The following is a 16,974-nucleotide window of genomic DNA, read 5'->3' as shown; positions in this document are numbered from 1 at the left end:
CGCGGGTGGGCGGGGTGGGGGGGGGGGGGTGGGTGGGGGCGCGCGGCGAGGGGGGGGGGGGGCGCGCCCCCCCCCCCCCCCCCCCCCCGCGGGGTATGCGGACCCCGTGCTGGGACGAGCTGCGATGCGCGGTGCCCTGGCCGGCCTGGCCGGCACCGCGGCGATGACACTGGCCGAGAAGGTGGAGCAGCAGGTGACCGGCCGGCCGGACTCCTACGTGCCGGCCCGCACGCTCACCGCGCTGGCCACCCGGCGCCGCCCGCCCGGGTCCGAGCGGCCGTTCGTGCGCAACCACCTCATGCACTGGGGCACCGGGGCCGCCGTCGGCGCGCTCCGCGGGATCTGGTCGGCCAGCGGCCTGCGCGGCTGGCGCGCCTCGGTCTGGCACACCTCCGTCCGGCTGGCCACCGACCAGACGCTGGAGAACGCCACCGGCGTCGGCGACCCGCCGTGGACCTGGTCGCGGCAGGACCGCGTCGTCGACGTCGCCGGCAAGGCCCTGTACTCCCTCGTCACCGGCGCGGTGTCCGACGCGCTGGTCCCGCTCGCCCCCGACCGCCGCCGCAGCACCTCCCCCTGACAGGACCGGCCCGGTCGCGCGACGGCCGGGACGGGTGGGACGGACGGGGAGCGTGGGGTCCCGTCCGCCCCGGGTACCGCGCGCCCTGCACACGCTCCGCTGACGGCCTCCCTACGGTCCGTACCGAGACGAGACCAGGGGAGCGCCGCCGGGAGGCGGCAGGGGGAGGCCGATCGTGCAGCGCAACCGGACGACGGGACGGCGCTGGACGGGTGCGGTCGTCGCCGCCACCGGCCTGGTGGCCCTCGTGCTCGCCCCCTCGTCCGCCTCCGCCGAGCCCGGCACGCCGCCGGCCACCGCCGCGGAGGCCGCGCAGCTGGTCGAGGAGACCGGCCGGCAGCTGACCGCCCTCGACGAGCAGGTGCACCAGGCCGAGCTCGCGGTCGCCGCGCAGCAGCAGGCCGCCACCGCCGCCGACGCCGCCGCCGACACCGCCGAGGCGACGCTCGCGCAGTACGCCCCGGCCATCCGCGCCATCGCGCAGAGCGGCTACACCGGCACCACCCGGTCCCGCGTGGCCGCCTTCCTGGGCAGCGACTCCGCCGACGACCTCGTCGCCCAGATGACCATGATCGACCTCATCGCCGACCACACCGACGGCGTCCTCACCGAGGTGGCCGTCGCCCAGGCCGCGGCCGAGCAGGCCCGGGCCGACGCCGACGCCGCGGCCGCCGAGGCCACCGCCGCGCTGACCGCCCTGCACGACCAGCAGGCGCAGGTCCGGGCGCAGGCCGACGCGTACGAGGCCGACTTCGAGCGGCTGACGGCGGCCGAGCAGGCCCGCGTCACCACCGCACTGGCCGGCCCCGTCCTCGACGCGCCGTCGACGGCCGCCGCCGCGGCCGCCGCCCCCGGCCCCGCCGCCGCGATCGCCGTGCAGACGGCGCTGGCCCAGATCGGGGACCCCTACGTGTGGGGCGCCTCGGGACCCGACGGCTTCGACTGCTCCGGGCTGACCTCCTACGCCTACGCCGCCGCCGGCATCGCGCTGCCGCACTCGAGCAAGGCGCAGTCGACGCTGGGGACGCCGGTGGCGCGGGCGGACCTCATGCCCGGGGACATCGTCTACTTCTACTCGCCGGTCAGCCACGTCGGCCTCTACATCGGCGACGGCAAGATGGTGCACGCGCGCACCTACGGCCAGCCGGTCGCGGTGACCAGCGTCGACCAGTCGGGGTACCGCGGCGCCGTCCGCGTGGCCTAGCGCCCGCCGGGCGCGCCGTCCCCCGGGGCGGGCCGTACCGTTGCCGTCCGTGACCCGGGCACTGCCGCGTGAGGAACCCGCCCTGCGGCCCGAGGCCATCGGCTTCCTCGACTCGCTGGTCATCGGCCTGGCCGCGACCTCGCCGGCCTACTCGCTGGCGGCGGTCATCGGCCCCGTCGTCGCCCTGGTCGGGGTGCACGCCCCCGGCGTGATGCTGGCGTCGTTCGTGCCGATGCTGCTCATCGCCGGCGCGTTCGCCGCGCTCAACCGGGCCGACCCGGACTGCGGGACGACGTTCTCCTGGGTCACCCGCGCCTTCGGCCCGACGGCGGGCTGGATCGGCGGCTGGGCGATCACCATGACCGGCGTCCTGGTGGTCGGGTCGCTGGCCGAGGTCGGCGTCCGGTTCACCCTGCTGGTGCTGGGCCTGGACGCCCTGGCCGACTCCACGCCCGCGGTCGTCGCGCTGAGCGTGCTGCTGGTCGTCGTCATGTCGGCGATCTGCGTGCTCGGCACCGAGATCTCCGCCCGGCTGCAGAACGGGCTGATCCTCGCCCAGACCGCGGCGCTGCTGGTGTTCGCCGTCGTCGCGGTCGTCCGCGGCGTCCGGGGCGACTCGCCCTTCGGCGGGCTGACGCCGTCCTGGGACTGGCTGGACCCCTTCGGTGCCGGCGGCGCCGCGCTCACCGGCGGTCTCCTGCTCGGCGTCTTCGCCTACTGGGGCTGGGAGTCGGCGGTCAACCTGACCGAGGAGACCACCGACCCGCGGGTCGCCCCGGGCCGGGCCGGCGTGCTGTCGACGGTGGTCCTGCTGCTCACCTACGTCGGCGTCGCGGTCGCCGTCGTCTCCTTCGCGGGGACGTCCTGGCTGGCCGGCAACGCCGACGAGGAGGAGGCGGTCTTCGCGCTGCTGTCCACGCAGGCGCTGGGCGGCTGGGACTGGGTGGTGCTGGCCGCCGTCGCCACCTCGGCGATCGCCTCCACGCAGACGACGATCATCCCGGCCTCGCGCACCGGCCTGTCGATGGCGCGGCGGGCGGCGCTGCCGGCGCGGTTCGGGTCGGTGTCCGAGCGGTTCCGGACGCCGGACGTCTCCACCTGGTGGGTCGCCGGCGTGGCGGTCGCCTGGTACGTCGGCGTGCACCTGGTCAGCGAGAACGCGCTGTTCGACTCGATCACCGCGCTGTCGCTGCTGATCGCGCTGTACTACGGGCTCACCGGCCTGGCCTGCGCCTGGTACTTCCGCCGCCGGCTGGCCCGCAGCGTGCGCGACGCGCTGCTGCTCGGCGTCGGTCCGCTGGTCGGGGCGGCGATGCTCGGCTGGCTGCTGGTGCTCTCCGTGCGCGACCTCGCCGACCCGGCGAACAGCTACACCGGCCAGGCCTGGCTCGGCCTCGGCCCGCCGCTGGTGATCGGCGTCGGGATCATGGTGGCCGGGATCGGCCTCATGCTGCTGTGGCGGTGGCGCGACGCCCGCTTCTGGCGCGAGCGCCCCGGCGTGGCCCCCGAGGACGCCGACCCCCTCGGCTAGTGCAGCAGGCGGCCCTCCGCGAGCATCGTCACCAGGGCCGCGATCCGCTTCGCCCGCGTGGCCGGGGTGGCGGCGGTGTGCACCCGCCACAGGACGGCGTAGCGGTTGGTGCCGTCCAGCCCCGCGAACGCCTCCTGCGCGGCGGGCTCGGCGGCCAGCGCCTCGGCGAGGTCGTCGGGGACGGTGATGGTGGCCGGGCCCGCGTAGGCGCGGTCCCAGCGGCCGTCGGCCTGCGCCGCCTCCACCTGCGCCAGACCCGCGGGCCGCATCCGGCCGGCCGCGACGAGCCCGGCGACGATGCCGACGTTCTTCTGCGACCACACGCTGCGCGGCCGCCGTGGCGTGACCCGGGTCAGGTACCAGTGGTCGTCCACGCTGTTGCTGCGGCCGTCGATCCAGCCGAAGCACAGCAGCGACTCGACCATCTCGTCGCGGGTCAGCGAGGGCACGCCCGCGCCCTTCTTCGCCAGCTTCACGTAGCAGCCCGGCGCGGTGGCGTGCTCGGCCTCCAGCCACGCCTCGAACGCGGCCTGGTCGGGGAAGGCCAGGACCGGCAGGTCGGTCGGCAGGGTCACGCCGGGATCCTGACCGGGACGTCCCCCGGTGCGCCACCCTGTCGGCGTGGGGAGCACCGACGCCGTCCGGGCCGGTGAGGTCTACGCCGCCGACCTCGAGCCCCGGCCGGGCGGGCGGCTGCGGCACTGGGTCCGCGTCACCGGTGCCCTCGCCGCCGAGCTCGCCCAGGGGCTGGTCCCCACGCCGACGGTGCACGACGTGGTGGTGCGCCGCCGCGCCGACGGCGGGGAGGTCCTGCGGGTGCCCGCCGAGGACCCGCACGCGCCGGGACACCTGCTGGCCGCGATCCGGGACGAGCTCGACGCCGTCGGCCCCGGGGAGTTCCTCGACCGGTGGAGCGTCCGCACGCCCTGATCCCGCGTTCAGAGCTCCGTGCGGAGCACCTCCGCCGCCCGCGCGAGCGAGCGCATCTTGCCCTCGGCGGACGCCCGCGGCAGGTACTTGAGGCCGCAGTCGCTGGTGAGGACCAGCCGCGCGACGTCGACGTCGTCCAGGGCCCGCCGCACGCGGTCGGCCACCACCTCCGGCGTCTCCACCTCCGGCGTGGACAGGTCCAGGACGCCGAGGGCGATGCCCTTGCCGCGCAGCGGCCGCAGCTGCGCCGGGTCCAGGTGCGACTGCGCCGTCTCCACCGACACCGTGTCGACCGGGGTGTCGGCCAGCTCGGGCAGGAACGAGTAGCCCTCCGGGCGCTCGCTCACCATGGCCGCGTAGCCGAAGCACAGGTGCAGGTGCACCGGACCGGGCGCGCCCTCCACCGCGCGGGTCACCGCCTCGGCGCCGTAGCGGCGGGCCACCTCCGGCCGGGCCTGCAGCCACGGCTCGTCGATCTGCACGACGTCGGCGCCCGCGGCGAACAGGTCGGCGATCTCCTCGCGGACGACGTCGGCGTAGGCCAGCGCCAGGGCGCGGTCGTCGCCGTAGTGCTCGTCCTGCGCCTGCTGCGCCATGGTGAACGGGCCGGGCAGCGTGATCTTGACCGGCCGGTCGGTGGCGGCGCGGAGGAAGCGCACGTCGCGCGCCTGGATCGGGCCGCGGCGGCGGAGCTCGCCGACCACCCGCGGCACCGGGATCGGCTTCCCGGAGCGGTTGAGCACCGTGCCGGGGGTGTCGACGTCGACCCCGTCGAGCGCGGTGGCGAAGTGGTTCGAGTAGGACTCCCGCCGCTGCTCGCCGTCGCCGACCAGGTCCAGGCCGGCCGCCTCCTGGGCGCGGACCGCCAGCAGCGTCGCGTCGTCCTGCGCCTCCTCCAGCAGGTCCGGCGCCGGCCGCCACAGCTCCCGGGCGCGGACCCGGGGCGGGAACTGGTGAGCCAGCCGGTCGTGGTCGATGAGCCACCCGGGCTGGGGCAGGCTCCCGACGACCGTGGTGGGCAGCGGCGGCAGGGAAGCGGACACGGGGTGATCCTGCCCGCGCCGACGGGGCTCCGGGTGTGCTGGGGTGGACGCCGTGGCGGACAACTACATCGCGGAACTGCCCTTCGGCGCCCCGGCCATCGACGAGGAGGCCTTCGTCGCGCCGACGGCGGTGGTGGTCGGCGCGGTCACGATGGGACCGCGCTCCAGCATCTGGTACGGCGCGGTCGCCCGGGCCGATCACGAGGTCATCGAGATCGGCGAGGGCTCCAACGTGCAGGACGGCAGCACCCTGCACTCGGACCCCGGCTTCCCGCTGGTCCTCGGCCGCGGCGTCACCGTCGGGCACCGCGTCGTCCTGCACGGCGCCCGCGTCGACGACGACGTGCTGGTCGGCATGGGCAGCATCGTCATGAACGGCGCGCACATCGGGTCGGGGTCCATCGTGGCCGCGGGCGCCGTCGTCACCCAGGGGACGGTCGTGCCGCCGGGGTCGCTGGTGGCCGGCGTCCCGGCGAAGGTGCTGCGGCCGACCACCGACGACGACCTCGCGCACATCCGGCTCAACGCGGCCAGCTACACCGAGCGGCTCGACGCGGCGCGGAAGGTGCGGCCGGTGGTGCGCCGTCCGCTGCCGCCGGCCGGCTACACCCCCGGCGACGCCGCCGACTGACGAAGGACCACCCTTCCCCCCACGCCTCGCACGCTCGGCGCGGGCCCCCTGGAGGGCGGCCCATCACGTCACCTCAGACGGCGCCGGCGAGGCGGGCGACGGCGTCGCGGACCTCGTCGAGGGACAGCGCCAGCGTCGCGTCGCCCACCGGGAGCTCGACCCGCACCACGGTGGGGTCGCCGGTGACGCCTGCCCGCGCCCAGGTCCACAGCCCCTCCTGGGCGAGCGCGCGGGCGGCAGCGCGGAAGGCGTCCGGGGTGGTCGACAGCAGCAGGTGCAGCATCGGCGTCTGCGGCGGGTCGGGCACCACCCGCACCCCGGGCAGGCCGCGGACGGTCTCGGCGACCTCCCGCGCCCGCTCGAGGTAGGCGGGGAACAGCGGCAGCCGGCGGCGCAGGCACGACAGTGCCGAGGCCGCGCCCGGCCACAGGCCGAACAGCGTGCCGCCCATCCGCCCGCGCCACTCCCGGACCTCGGCGACGACGTCCGCGGGCCCGGCCACGCAGCACCCGGCCAGCGCGCCGACCCCCTTGTAGAAGCTGACGTAGACGGTGTCGAACGGCGCCGCGACGTCCGACGGCGGCATCTCGTAGCCGGCGGCGGCCTCCCACAGCCGGGCGCCGTCGAGGTGGGCCACCGAGTGCACGTCGTGCGCCCACGCGGCCTGCTCGACGACGTCGTCCCACGGCGGCAGCGGACCGCCCAGGTCCCGCTGCGGCAGCTCGACGACCAGCGCGGCCGGCGGCTCGGCGACGCCGTCGAGGTCGGCGCGCAGCAGCATCCGGTGCCGGTCGCCGACCGGGCGCTCGACCAGGCCCTGCAGCCGCGCCAGCGCGCCGCCCTCGTGCCGGAACAGGTGGCACTCGGGGTGGGCGACGACGGTGGCGCGGCCGCTGCGCCCGGCGTGCACCCGCAGCACCGCCTGCTGCGCCATCGTCCCGCTGGGCAGGTAGACCGCGGCCGGCTTGTCCAGCAGCTGCGCGACCTCCGCCTCGAGCTCCGCGACGACGCCGCCCGCGCCGTACCGGTCCAGCGCGGTGTCCGGCGGGATGGTGGCCAGCAGGTCGGCGGCGCGCTGGGGGCCGTGGCCGGTCAGGGCGCGGTCGCAGGCCGGCCGCAGGGCGTCGAGGTCGTCGTCCACGGGCCCAGTCTGTCGGGAGCCCGGGATCCCGGCGGACCGGGCCCGGGGCCCTGGCTCCGGGACCCCGGCCCCGTCAGGCGTCGAGCAGCTCGCGGAGGAGCGCGCCGACGGCGGCCGCCTCGATGAGGAAGCCGTCGTGCCCGTACGGCGAGGACACCACCCGCAGCGGCACCCCGAGCGCGTCGGCCACCCGCCGCTGCAGCTCCAGCGGGTAGAGCCGGTCGGAGTCGACGCCGGCCACCACCGCCCGCGCGGTCACCCGGGCCAGCGCCGCCTCCACCCCGCCCCGGCCGCGGCCGACGTCCCAGGTGTTCATCGCCTCGGTGAGCACCAGGTAGCTGCCGGGGTCGAAGCGGCGGGTGAGCTTGTCGGCGTGGTGGTCCAGGTAGGAGGCGACGGCGAACCGGCCGTCGGCCTGCACGGCCGCGCCGAAGCGCTCCTCCAGCTCGAACGCGCTGCGGTAGGTCAGGTGCGCGATCCGCCGGGCGACGCCGAGCCCGGCGACCGGGTCGGCGCGGATCGCGGCCTGCTGGGTGGTCTGGGTGCCGATCTGGTCGGCGGTGGCCGCCGCGCCCGAGGCGAGGAAGAACAGCCCGGCCACCCGGTCGGGCAGCGCGACCGCCCACTCCAGCGCCCGCATCCCGCCCATCGACCCGCCGACGACGGCGGCCCACCGGTCGATGTCGAGCGTGTCGGCCAGCGCCGCCTCGACCAGCACCTGGTCGCCGACGGTCACCTCGGGGAACCGCGGTCCCCACGGCCGGCCGTCGGGCGCGGTCGAGGACGGGCCGGTCGTCCCCTGGCACCCGCCGAGCACGTTGGCGCAGACGACGAAGAACCGGTCGGTGTCCAGCGCCGCGCCCGGCCCGACCAGCGACGCCCACCAGCCCGGCGTCGGGTGGCCGGGCCCGGCCGGGCCGGTGACGTGGCTGTCGCCGGTGAGCGCGTGCTCGACCAGCACCGCGTTGCCGCCGTCGGGGGCGAGCGTGCCCCAGGTCTCGTAGGCCACCCGGACGCCGGGCAGCACCCCGCCGCGTTCGAGCCGGACCGGTCCGTCCAGGTCCAGGAACAGCCGGTCCCCGGCGGGGTCGCCGTCGCGCCACCCGCCGGTGCGCGGCGGGGTGCGGGACCCCGGGAGGTCCCGCACCCCGCCCACGTCAGGCGCCCTTCGCGGCGCGGAAGCCGGCCTCGAGGTCGGCGAGGATGTCCTCGATCCCCTCCAGTCCGGCGGCCAGGCGCACCAGGCCGGGCGTGACGCCCGTGGTCCGCTGCTCCTCCGGCGTCAGCTGCGAGTGGGTCGTCGACGCCGGGTGGATGACCAGGCTGCGGACGTCGCCGATGTTGGCCACGTGGCTGTGCAGCTCCAGCGCCTCGACGAAGCGCTTGCCGGCCTCGACGCCGCCGCGGATCTCGAACGCCAGCACCGCGCCGGCGCCGCGCGGGGCGTAGCGCTGCTGGGCGGCGTGCCACGGCGAGGACGGCAGGCCGGCGTAGTGCACCGACTCCACCTCGTCGTGCGCCTCGAGGAACTCGGCCACCCGCTGGGCGTTGGCCACGTGCCGCTCCATGCGCAGCGACAGGGTCTCGATGCCCTGCACGACCAGCCACGCGTTGAACGGGCTGATCGCCGGGCCGAGGTCGCGCAGCAGCTGCACCCGGGCCTTGAGCGCGTAGGCGGGCGCGCCGAGGTCGGCGTAGACGACGCCGTGGTAGGTCGGGTCCGGCGTGGTGAAGCCGGGGAACCGGCCGCGGGTCCAGTCGAAGTTGCCGCCGTCGACGATGACCCCGGCGATCGCGGTGCCGTGGCCGCCGAGGTACTTGGTGGCCGAGTGGACGACGACGTCGGCGCCGTGCTCGAGCGGGCGCACGAGGAACGGCGTGGCGATGGTGTTGTCGACGATCAGCGGCACGCCGTTGCGGTGCGCCACCTCCGACACCGCGGAGATGTCGAGGACGTCGCCCTTCGGGTTGCCGATCGACTCCCCGTAGAACGCCTTGGTGTTCTCGCGGACCAGCGACTGCCAGTTCTCCGGGTCGTCGGGGTCCTCGACGAAGGACACCTCGACGCCGAGCTTGGGCAGCGAGTGGTGCAGCAGGTTGTAGGTGCCGCCGTACAGCGACGCCGAGGCGACGACGTGGCTGCCGGCCTCGGCGACGTTGAGGATCGCCAGGGTCTCGGCGGCCTGGCCGCTGGCCACCGCGAGCGCGGCGACGCCGCCCTCGAGGGAGGCCACGCGCTGCTCGAGCGCGTCCTGCGTCGGGTTCATGATCCGCGTGTAGATGTTGCCCATCTCGGCCAGCGCGAACAGGTCGGCGGCGTGCTGGGCGTCGCGGAACTGGTAGCTGGTCGTGGCGTAGATCGGCAGGGCGCGGGCCCCGGTGGTGGGGTCGGGGCTGGTCCCGGCGTGGATCTGCCGGGTCTCGAAGCTCCAGCTCTGCTGGTCGGGCACGGCGCCGTCTCCTCTCGCTCGCGGAGACCCCGCGGCGCACGGAGGGCTCCGTCTTGCCGCGCGGCGGGCGCCGCGCGGCCGGCTCTTCCCCTGGGAGCACCTCGGACGGAGGAGAGGTTGCCGGGCAGCCAGCCAGGTACTTGTCGCTGCCTCTCGTGAGCCTGCGCGGAACCCTAGCGCCCGGTCAGGAGGTGCTGGGCCGGGGGTGCGCGAGGGCGGCCGCGGCGTCGTCGGCGAGGCGGGCGACCAGCTCCCCGGCGGGCAGCGCCTCGGCCAGCGCGTACGCCTGCCCGGCCCACATGCTGATGGCCTCCGGGTCGCCGGCCTGCCGGGCCGCCGCGCGCAACGGCGTCGTCAGGTGGTGGACGTGCGGGTAGGCGGCCGGAGCCGCGGCGGTGTGCTCGGCGAGGAAGCGGTTGACCAGCCCGCGGGCGCGCCGGCCGCTGAACGCGCGGGTGAGCGCCGTCGGCCGGCCGGCGCCCAGCGCCGCCCGGTGCGCCGCGCCGGTCCCGGCCTCGGGGCACAGCAGGAACGCCGTGCCCAGCTGCGCGGCCTCCGCGCCCGCGACGAGCACCGCCGCGACCGAGGGGCCGTCGACGATCCCGCCGGCGGCGACCATCGGCAGGTCCACCGCCCGGGCGACCAGCCGCAGCAGCGGCAGCAGCCCGTACTCGCCCGCCCCGTCCTCGTCGCGGAGGCCGCCGCGGTGGCCGCCGGCCTCGACCCCCTGCACCACCAGCGCGTCCGCGCCGGCGTCGCGGGCGGGGAGGGCGTCCTCCGGCGAGGTGACGGTGACCAGCACGGTGGCGCCGGCGTCGTGCAGCGCGGCGACCATGTCCGGCCGCGGCAGGCCGAAGGTGAACGACACCACCGGCACCCGCTCCTCGGCGAGGACGGCGACCTTGGCCTCCCACGCGTCGTCGTCGGCGCGGGGCTCGCCGAGGTCCACGCCCCACCGCCGCGCCTCGGGCCGCAGCCGCTCGGCGTAGCGGCGCAGGGCGCCCTCGTCGGCGGGCGGCCCGGGGACGAAGACGTTGACGCCGAACCGCTCCCGGGTCCGCGCCCGGACGGCGCGGACCTCCTCGCGCACCGCGTCCGGCGTCCGGTAGCCGGCGGCGAGGAAGCCCAGGCCACCGGCCCCGGACACCGCCGCGGCCAGCTCCACCGTCGACGGCCCGCCGGCCATCGGCGCCTGCACGACCGGTCGTCGCAGCCCCAGCACCATGCCGGGCATCCTGCCGCGCCGCGGCTCGGGCGGGGGTGGGTCAGGCGAGGCCGAGCCCGCGCCGGCCGGTGTCGTTGAGCTGGTCGGGGGTGAACCGGTTCGCCCAGGTGCGCTCGTAGTGCTCGGCGGGGAAGTCGGTGGGGCTGGAGCCGGTGAGGAACGCGTCGCGCACGGAGGCGGCGTAGGCCTCGTTGCGCGGGCACCAGGGGGCGGCGGGGACGTACATGACGTTGCCCCATCCCTGCTGGTCGGTGACCGGGGCGACCGAGTGGATCATGTCGCAGTGCCACCAGACGGAGTCGCCGGCGCGGACGTCGGGGATGCCGCTGGCGGCGCGCAGCAGCAGGGAGTGCCACTTCTCGCTGGCCGGGAAGACCTGGTTGGTGGTGACGCCGCACATGTCGTCGTCGGGGACGTCGGGCAGCAGCGGGCGCAGCATCAGGTAGGCCATCGCCTCGGGGATCGGCACGGTGTGCAGCACGCCCTGGTCGTGGTCCATGTCCGACAGCGCGGTCCACCCCTGGAAGGTGCGGAACGCCGAGCACATGGTGGAGCCGGGGTACTGCGGGCCGGCGGTGCGGTAGGCGGCGTCGTACGGGTCGTAGGCCTCGACGGTGCCGTCGAACAGGTGCCGGAAGGCCTTCTGGTAGGCCTCGGTCATCCACAGGTCGAGCGTGCCGGGGTCGAGGTGGGTGCCCAGGCCGCCGGAGTCCGCGCCCGGCGGGCGGCGGCGGATGCGGTCGGGGTAGAGCGAGTCGCGGTCCGGGTCGAACCACCGGACGCCGTCGGACTCGGACGTCCACAGCGCGTTGAGGAAGCCCTGCACCCGGGCCATGCGGTCGCTCTGCCGGGCCTCCATCTGGGGCGGGGACCAGTAGACGGGGTAGATCTCGGGCTTGGAGCCGACGCTGCCGAAGAAGTCGTCGCCCGGGCCGCGGTAGTCCTCGAAGAAGCGGTTGCTCTCGACGTAGTCGACGATGCCGGCGTCCCAGGCCAGCGCCTGCTCGCGGGGGAAGTGCCCGCGGACGACCAGGCAGCCGCGGCGGCGGAGCGTCGCGAGCTCGTCGGCGGAGACCGTGCCCGCCTCGATGTCGGCGTAGTCGAGAACCGGCCAGATCTGCTCACCGCGCGCCTTCGCCGCCTCGATCTCGGCGACCGCGGCGGCGATGCGGGCCTCGACGACGGCGAAGACCTCCTCCACCGTGCGACCGGAGGCGGCGATGCGCGCCCGCAGCGCCGGCTTGATCTCCCGGATCGCGGCCTTCAGGTCCTCCGGGGGGGTCTCCCAGTGCGGCAGCGGCGGCAGGTGCCGCGCGTACGGGGTGGGGGAGGCGGTGAGGGTCACGGTGCTCACTCCGTTCAGGAAGGACTCCTTACTTGAGTGGGACCCTAGAGCAGCCGCGCGTTCCAGGCAACAGTCCTTACTAGACTCGTCCGCATGACCCCGGCCAAGCCGTCGCTGGAGCTGCTCCGCTCGCTGACCGACGAGCACGTCCTCCGCGCGCTGATCGACCGGGGCCGGCTGACCCGCGCCGAGATCGCCGCCCGCACCGGCATCTCCAAGCCCACCGTCGGCGAGAGCGTGCGCCGGCTGACCGAGGCGGGGCTGCTGCGCGACACCGGTGAGCGCACCACCGGCCGCGGCCGGATCGGCACGTACTACGCGCTCGCCGGCGACCTCGGGGTCGCCCTGGTCCTCGGCATCGCCCCGGAGGGTGTCGTCGCCGAGGCCGTCGACGTCCACGGCCGGGTCGTCGCCCGGGAGGCCGAGGCGGTCGGCCGCCCCGCGCAGCCGGACCAGGTGGCTCGGGCGCTGCGGGCGGCGGCCCGCCGCGCCGTGGACGGCGGCCCGGGCCCGGCCCGGTCGGCCGTGGTCAGCGCCGCCGACCCGGTCGACCGGGGCTCGGGCCGGCTGGTGCACCTGCCGGACGCGCCGTTCCTGGTCGGTGAGCTCTCCCCGGTCGAGGTCCTCGCCCCGCTGGTCGCCGGGCCGGTGACCGTGGACAACGACGTCAACTGGGCCGCCCGCGCCGAGCGCGCGGCCGCGGCCCCGGGGGAGCTCGAGGACTTCGCGTACCTGTACCTGGGTGAGGGACTCGGCTGCGCCGTCGTCGCCGACGGCGAGGTCCGCCGCGGGCACGGCGGCCTCGCCGGCGAGATCGCCCACGTGCTCACTCGCAGCCCCGACGGCCGCGCCGTCGCCTTCACCGAGGTCTTCGCCGAGCTGCAGCTGCGCCGGCCGGACTCCACCGCCGTCGACGTCGACGCCCTGCTGGGCGTGGTCGACGCTCCCGGTGACCGGCCGGGCCGCGTGCTCGCCGCCCTGGCGGAGGCGATCTGCGGCGTACTCGGGGCCGTCGTCGCGCTCACCGACCCCCGGCTCATCGTCCTCGGTGGTACGTGGGGCCCGCGTCCCGCCGTCGTGAGGGCCGTGTCGGAGGCGCTGGCACACCAGCCGCGGGGCGTGCCGCTCCAGGTCGCCCGGGCCACGGCGGAACCGTCGCTGGCCGGCGCCCGGCACCGTGCCCTGGACGATCTCCGGACCTCCATCCTGGCGTCGCGGCCGGTGCCCGCGTAGGGCCGATCGAGCGACCCGTGCCGGGCTGGTCCCCGTCGCGGCCCGTCGCGGTCCCGGGCGGCACGCAGTCGGGACCTCCCGACCCGGCGCACCCCTGGCCGCGGAACTCAGGCCGGGGTGAGCCGGGCCAGCACCTGGTCGAGGGCGACGCGGTCGCCGGGGGCGACGAGCAGGTCGACGACGCCGTCGGCCGGGGCGCGCAGCGTGTGCTCCATCTTCATCGCCTCGACGACGACCACCGGGTCGCCCGCGCCGACCGGCTGCCCGCCGGACGCCGGGGTGGCGATCACCGTGCCGGGCATCGGGCTGGTCAGCTCGGGGGCGTGCGCGGCGGCGTCCGGCCGCAGCACCGGCCGCCGGGCCCGGCGCAGCGGCCAGTCGGCGCCGCCGGCGTGCACGAACAGCGCGTCGCCGTCCTCGGCCACCCGGCAGTGCGACCGCACGCCCGCGCGCACCAGCGCCAGGCCGCCGTCCTCGGGCGCGCAGCTCAGCGGCCCGGCGTCGGCGCCGTCGAGGCCGGCGCGCGCGGCGGCGGGCGTGCCGGTCAGCGTCACCGTCCGCTGCCGGCCGCCGGCCTCCAGCCGGACGACGAACGGCGCGGACGGCGCGCCGGCGCGGAAGCCGGTGGGCGCGCTCCACGGGTCGGCCGGGTCGGCGGCGGCCCAGGCGGCCAGCCACACGTGCGCGGCGGCGGCGAGGACGGCGTCGTCGGGGACGGCGGGCGGCTCCCAGGCGGCGGCGAACCGGTCGAGCAGCGCGGTGTCCAGGTCCCCGGCGCGGACCGCGGGCTCGGCGAGCAGCGACCGCACGAACCCGACGTTGGTGGTCACGCCGAGCACCGCGGTCTCCGCGAGCGCCCGGTCCAGCGCGGCCAGTGCCGTGGCGCGGTCGGGGCCGGCGGCGACCACCTTGGCCAGCATCGGGTCGTAGTCCGAGCCGACGACGGTGCCGGCGGCGACACCGGAGTCCACGCGGGCGCCGGCGGGCTCGGCCAGCGCCAGCACCCGCCCGCCGGTGGGCAGGAAGCCGCGGGCGGGGTCCTCGGCGTAGACCCGCGCCTCGACCGCCCAGCCGGTCAGCGCGACGTCGTCCTGGGTGAACGGCAGCGGCTCCCCGGCCGCCACCCGCAGCTGCTGCTCGACCAGGTCCAGGCCGGTGACCAGCTCGGTGACCGGGTGCTCGACCTGCAGCCGGGTGTTCATCTCCATGAAGAAGAACTCGTCGGGCCGGTCGGCCGACACGATGAACTCCACGGTGCCCGCGCCGGTGTAGCCGACGCTGCGGGCGGTGGCGCAGGCCGCCGCGCCGATCCGCTCGCGGGTGGCCGCGTCCAGCAGCGGCGACGGCGCCTCCTCGACCACCTTCTGGTGCCGCCGCTGCAGGCTGCACTCGCGCTCGCCGAGGTGCACGACCGCGCCGTGCGCGTCGGCGAGCACCTGCACCTCGACGTGCCGCGGCCGCTGCACGAACCGCTCGAGGAACAGCGTGTCGTCGCCGAACGCCGCACGCGCCTCCCGGCGGGCCGACGCCAGCGCCGCGGGCAGGCCGGCGGCGTCCTCGACCACCCGCATGCCCTTGCCGCCGCCGCCCGCCGAGGGCTTGACCAGCACCGGGAACCCGATCCCGGGGGCGGCGGCCACCAGGTCGTCGTCGGTGAGGCCGGGCTCGGCGATGCCGGGGACGACCGGCACGCCCGAGGCGACCACGGTCTTCTTGGCGGTGATCTTGTCGCCCATCACCCGGATCGCCTCGGCCGGCGGGCCGACGAACACGACGCCGGCGTCGGCCAGCGCGGCGGCCAGGGCCGGGTTCTCCGAGAGGAAGCCGTAGCCGGGGTGCACGGCCTGCGCGCCGGTGGCGAGGCACGCCTCGACCACGCGCTCCACCGACAGGTAGCTCTCCGCGGCCGGGGCGGGGCCGAGCCGGTAGGCGACGTCGGCGGCGCGGACGTGCGGGGCGCCGGCGTCGGCGTCGCTGTAGACGGCGACCGAGCGGATGCCGAGCCGGCGCAGCGTCCGGACGACGCGGACGGCGATCTCGCCCCGGTTGGCGACGAGGACGGTGTCGAACACGGCGGTCACATCCGGAAGACGCCGTAGGCGACGTCGTCGAGGGGGGCCTGCGCGCACGCGGACAGCGCCAGGCCGAGGACGGTGCGGGTGTCGGCGGGGTCGAGGACGCCGTCGTCCCACAGCCGCGCCGTCGAGTAGTAGGGGTTGCCCTGGGCCTCGTACTGGCCGCGGATCGGCGCCTTGAACGCCTCCTCCTCCTCGGCGGGCCAGTCGGTGCCGCGGGCGGCCAGCCCGTCGCGGCGGACGGTGGCCAGCACCGACGCGGCCTGCTCGCCGCCCATCACCGAGATGCGGGCGTTGGGCCACATCCACAGGAAGCGGGGGGAGTAGGCCCGGCCGCACATCGAGTAGTTGCCCGCGCCGTAGGACCCGCCGATGACGACGGTCAGCTTGGGCACCCGGGCGCAGGCGACGGCGGTGACCATCTTGGCGCCGTGCTTGGCGATGCCGCCGGCCTCGTAGTCGCGGCCGACCATGAACCCGGTGATGTTCTGCAGGAACAGCAGCGGGATGCGCCGCTGGTCGCACAACTGGACGAAGTGCGCACCCTTGAGCGCGGACTCCCCGAACAGCACGCCGTTGTTGGCGACGATGCCGACCGGGTGCCCGTGCAGCCGGGCGAAGGTGGTCACCAGGGTGGGCCCGTAGAGGGCCTTGAACTCCTGGTGCTCGCCGCCGTCGACCAGCGTGGTGACGACGTCGCGGACGTCGTAGGGCGTGCGGGGGTCGACCGGCACCAGGTCGTAGAGGTCGGTCTGCGGGCGGACGGCGTCCCGCGGCGGGGCCACCTCCCAGGCCGGCGGCGCGGGCGGGGCCAGCGTGGACACGATGCCGCGGACGATCTCCAGCGCGTGCTCGTCGTCGTCGGCCAGGTGGTCGGTGACGCCGGAGACGCGGCTGTGCAGGTCGCCGCCGCCGAGGTCCTCGGCGCTGACCACCTCGCCGGTGGCGGCCTTCACCAGCGGCGGCCCGCCCAGGAAGATCGTGCCCTGCTCGCGGACGATCACCGACTCGTCGGCCATCGCCGGCACGTACGCGCCGCCGGCGGTGCAGGAGCCGAGGACGGCGGCCACCTGCGGGATGCCGCGGGCGCTCATCGTGGCCTGGTTGAAGAAGATCCGGCCGAAGTGCTCGCGGTCGGGGAAGACCTCGTCCTGCATCGGCAGGAACGCGCCGCCGGAGTCGACGAGGTAGACGCACGGCAGCCGGTTCTGCAGCGCCACCTCCTGCGCCCGCAGGTGCTTCTTCACCGTCACCGGGTAGTAGGTGCCGCCCTTGACCGTGGCGTCGTTGGCGACGACGACGCACGGGCGGCCCGCGACCCGGCCGACGCCGGTGATGATCCCGGCGCCGGGGGAGTCGCCGTCGTACATGTCCTCGGCGGCCAGCGGCGAGAGCTCGAGGAACGGGCTGCCGGGGTCGAGCAGGTGCGCGACGCGGTCGCGGGGGAGCAGCTTGCCGCGCTCGACGTGCCGGGCGCGGGCGGCCTCGGAGCCGCCGAGCGCGCGCCGGGCCAGCCGCTCGCGCAGCTCGGCGACCAGGTCCTCGTGCCGGGCGCGCGACGACTCCGGCGCGGCCACCGCCATGTT

Annotated in this window: 15 protein-coding genes and 1 riboswitch; of the genes, 6 read left to right on the top strand and 9 right to left on the bottom strand. The window is 76.5% G+C overall.

Features of this window, described 5'->3' with window-relative positions:
• Positions 1 to 124: 124 nt before the first annotated feature.
• The 3 genes from ACI79Z_RS21280 (at position 125) to ACI79Z_RS21270 (ending at position 3,315) form a co-directional block, all read left to right on the top strand.
• On the top strand, positions 125 to 580 hold the full coding sequence (locus ACI79Z_RS21280; protein ID WP_387992364.1) for a hypothetical protein: 456 nt from the start codon (positions 125 to 127) through the stop codon (positions 578 to 580).
• A gap of 175 nt (positions 581 to 755) precedes the next feature.
• Entirely contained in the window at positions 756 to 1,784 is a 1,029-nt protein-coding gene (locus ACI79Z_RS21275; RefSeq protein WP_456903868.1) for a C40 family peptidase, read from the top strand.
• A 49-nt stretch (positions 1,785 to 1,833) separates the two neighbouring features.
• Positions 1,834 to 3,315: an APC family permease gene (locus ACI79Z_RS21270; RefSeq protein ID WP_456903866.1), complete on the top strand. Its 1,482-nt coding sequence runs from the start codon at positions 1,834 to 1,836 to the stop codon at positions 3,313 to 3,315.
• Here ACI79Z_RS21270 and ACI79Z_RS21265 read toward each other — a convergent pair.
• Positions 3,312 to 3,890 (bottom strand): YdeI/OmpD-associated family protein, encoded by a 579-nt coding sequence (locus tag ACI79Z_RS21265; protein WP_387992355.1) that lies wholly within the window; start codon positions 3,888 to 3,890, stop codon positions 3,312 to 3,314. The genes ACI79Z_RS21270 and ACI79Z_RS21265 overlap by 4 nt on opposite strands.
• A gap of 46 nt (positions 3,891 to 3,936) precedes the next feature.
• Between ACI79Z_RS21265 and ACI79Z_RS21260 the strand changes: the two genes are divergently transcribed.
• Positions 3,937 to 4,245, top strand: a complete 309-nt coding sequence (locus ACI79Z_RS21260) for a hypothetical protein (protein ID WP_456903864.1) — start codon at positions 3,937 to 3,939, stop codon at positions 4,243 to 4,245.
• Between the two features lie 8 nt (positions 4,246 to 4,253).
• Here ACI79Z_RS21260 and ACI79Z_RS21255 read toward each other — a convergent pair whose 3' ends face one another.
• Positions 4,254 to 5,288, bottom strand: a complete 1,035-nt coding sequence (locus ACI79Z_RS21255) for a uroporphyrinogen decarboxylase family protein (protein WP_387992349.1) — start codon at positions 5,286 to 5,288, stop codon at positions 4,254 to 4,256.
• A 43-nt stretch (positions 5,289 to 5,331) separates the two neighbouring features.
• Between ACI79Z_RS21255 and ACI79Z_RS21250 the strand changes: the two genes are divergently transcribed.
• Positions 5,332 to 5,919 carry a gamma carbonic anhydrase family protein gene (locus ACI79Z_RS21250; protein ID WP_387992346.1) on the top strand — a complete coding sequence of 196 codons (588 nt, stop codon included), beginning with the start codon at positions 5,332 to 5,334 and terminating at the stop codon, positions 5,917 to 5,919.
• 73 nt (positions 5,920 to 5,992) lie between these two features.
• On the opposite strand, the gene ACI79Z_RS21245 is transcribed toward ACI79Z_RS21250, so the two are convergent.
• From ACI79Z_RS21245 to ACI79Z_RS21225, 5 genes are all read right to left on the bottom strand, one after another.
• Positions 5,993 to 7,060: a threonine aldolase family protein gene (locus ACI79Z_RS21245; protein WP_456903861.1), complete on the bottom strand. Its 1,068-nt coding sequence runs from the start codon at positions 7,058 to 7,060 to the stop codon at positions 5,993 to 5,995.
• A 73-nt stretch (positions 7,061 to 7,133) separates the two neighbouring features.
• A complete protein-coding gene (gene metX / locus ACI79Z_RS21240; RefSeq protein ID WP_456903859.1) occupies positions 7,134 to 8,207 on the bottom strand; it encodes a homoserine O-acetyltransferase MetX in 1,074 nt (357 codons plus the stop codon).
• A 10-nt stretch (positions 8,208 to 8,217) separates the two neighbouring features.
• On the bottom strand, positions 8,218 to 9,510 hold the full coding sequence (locus ACI79Z_RS21235; RefSeq protein ID WP_387992337.1) for a bifunctional o-acetylhomoserine/o-acetylserine sulfhydrylase: 1,293 nt from the start codon (positions 9,508 to 9,510) through the stop codon (positions 8,218 to 8,220).
• A gap of 44 nt (positions 9,511 to 9,554) precedes the next feature.
• Positions 9,555 to 9,671: riboswitch (SAM riboswitch) on the bottom strand.
• A gap of 23 nt (positions 9,672 to 9,694) precedes the next feature.
• The gene (locus ACI79Z_RS21230; RefSeq protein ID WP_456903856.1) at positions 9,695 to 10,735 is read right to left on the bottom strand and encodes an NAD(P)H-dependent flavin oxidoreductase; all 1,041 of its coding nucleotides are present in this window, start codon (positions 10,733 to 10,735) and stop codon (positions 9,695 to 9,697) included.
• Between the two features lie 40 nt (positions 10,736 to 10,775).
• Positions 10,776 to 12,089 carry a DUF1479 domain-containing protein gene (locus ACI79Z_RS21225; protein WP_387992331.1) on the bottom strand — a complete coding sequence of 438 codons (1,314 nt, stop codon included), beginning with the start codon at positions 12,087 to 12,089 and terminating at the stop codon, positions 10,776 to 10,778.
• Positions 12,090 to 12,173: 84 nt separating this feature from the next.
• On the opposite strand from ACI79Z_RS21225, the gene ACI79Z_RS21220 reads away from it, so the two are divergent.
• Positions 12,174 to 13,313 (top strand): ROK family transcriptional regulator, encoded by a 1,140-nt coding sequence (locus tag ACI79Z_RS21220; RefSeq protein ID WP_456903854.1) that lies wholly within the window; start codon positions 12,174 to 12,176, stop codon positions 13,311 to 13,313.
• A gap of 107 nt (positions 13,314 to 13,420) precedes the next feature.
• Here the strand turns inward: ACI79Z_RS21220 and ACI79Z_RS21215 are convergent, their stop codons facing one another.
• Both ACI79Z_RS21215 and ACI79Z_RS21210 read right to left on the bottom strand, forming a co-directional pair.
• Positions 13,421 to 15,385 carry an acetyl/propionyl/methylcrotonyl-CoA carboxylase subunit alpha gene (locus tag ACI79Z_RS21215; protein ID WP_456903852.1) on the bottom strand — a complete coding sequence of 655 codons (1,965 nt, stop codon included), beginning with the start codon at positions 15,383 to 15,385 and terminating at the stop codon, positions 13,421 to 13,423.
• Positions 15,386 to 15,390: 5 nt separating this feature from the next.
• Entirely contained in the window at positions 15,391 to 16,971 is a 1,581-nt protein-coding gene (locus ACI79Z_RS21210; RefSeq protein WP_456903849.1) for a carboxyl transferase domain-containing protein, read from the bottom strand.
• Positions 16,972 to 16,974: the final 3 nt, after the last annotated feature.

This window comes from Geodermatophilus sp. SYSU D00663 (genome assembly GCF_054050655.1).
Note: the sequence above shows the minus strand (reverse complement) of the source record. Positions and strands in the feature narration are given on the sequence as shown.

What these genes read in the sequence shown, in the direction of transcription:
- ACI79Z_RS21280 (WP_387992364.1), top strand. Translation starts at nt 125, where the DNA reads ATGCGCGGTGCCCTGGCCGGCCTGGCCGGCACCGCGGCGATGACACTG.
- ACI79Z_RS21230 (WP_456903856.1), bottom strand. Translation starts at nt 10,735, where the DNA reads ATGGTGCTGGGGCTGCGACGACCGGTCGTGCAGGCGCCGATGGCCGGC.
- ACI79Z_RS21220 (WP_456903854.1), top strand. Translation starts at nt 12,174, where the DNA reads ATGACCCCGGCCAAGCCGTCGCTGGAGCTGCTCCGCTCGCTGACCGAC.
- ACI79Z_RS21210 (WP_456903849.1), bottom strand. Translation starts at nt 16,971, where the DNA reads ATGGCGGTGGCCGCGCCGGAGTCGTCGCGCGCCCGGCACGAGGACCTG.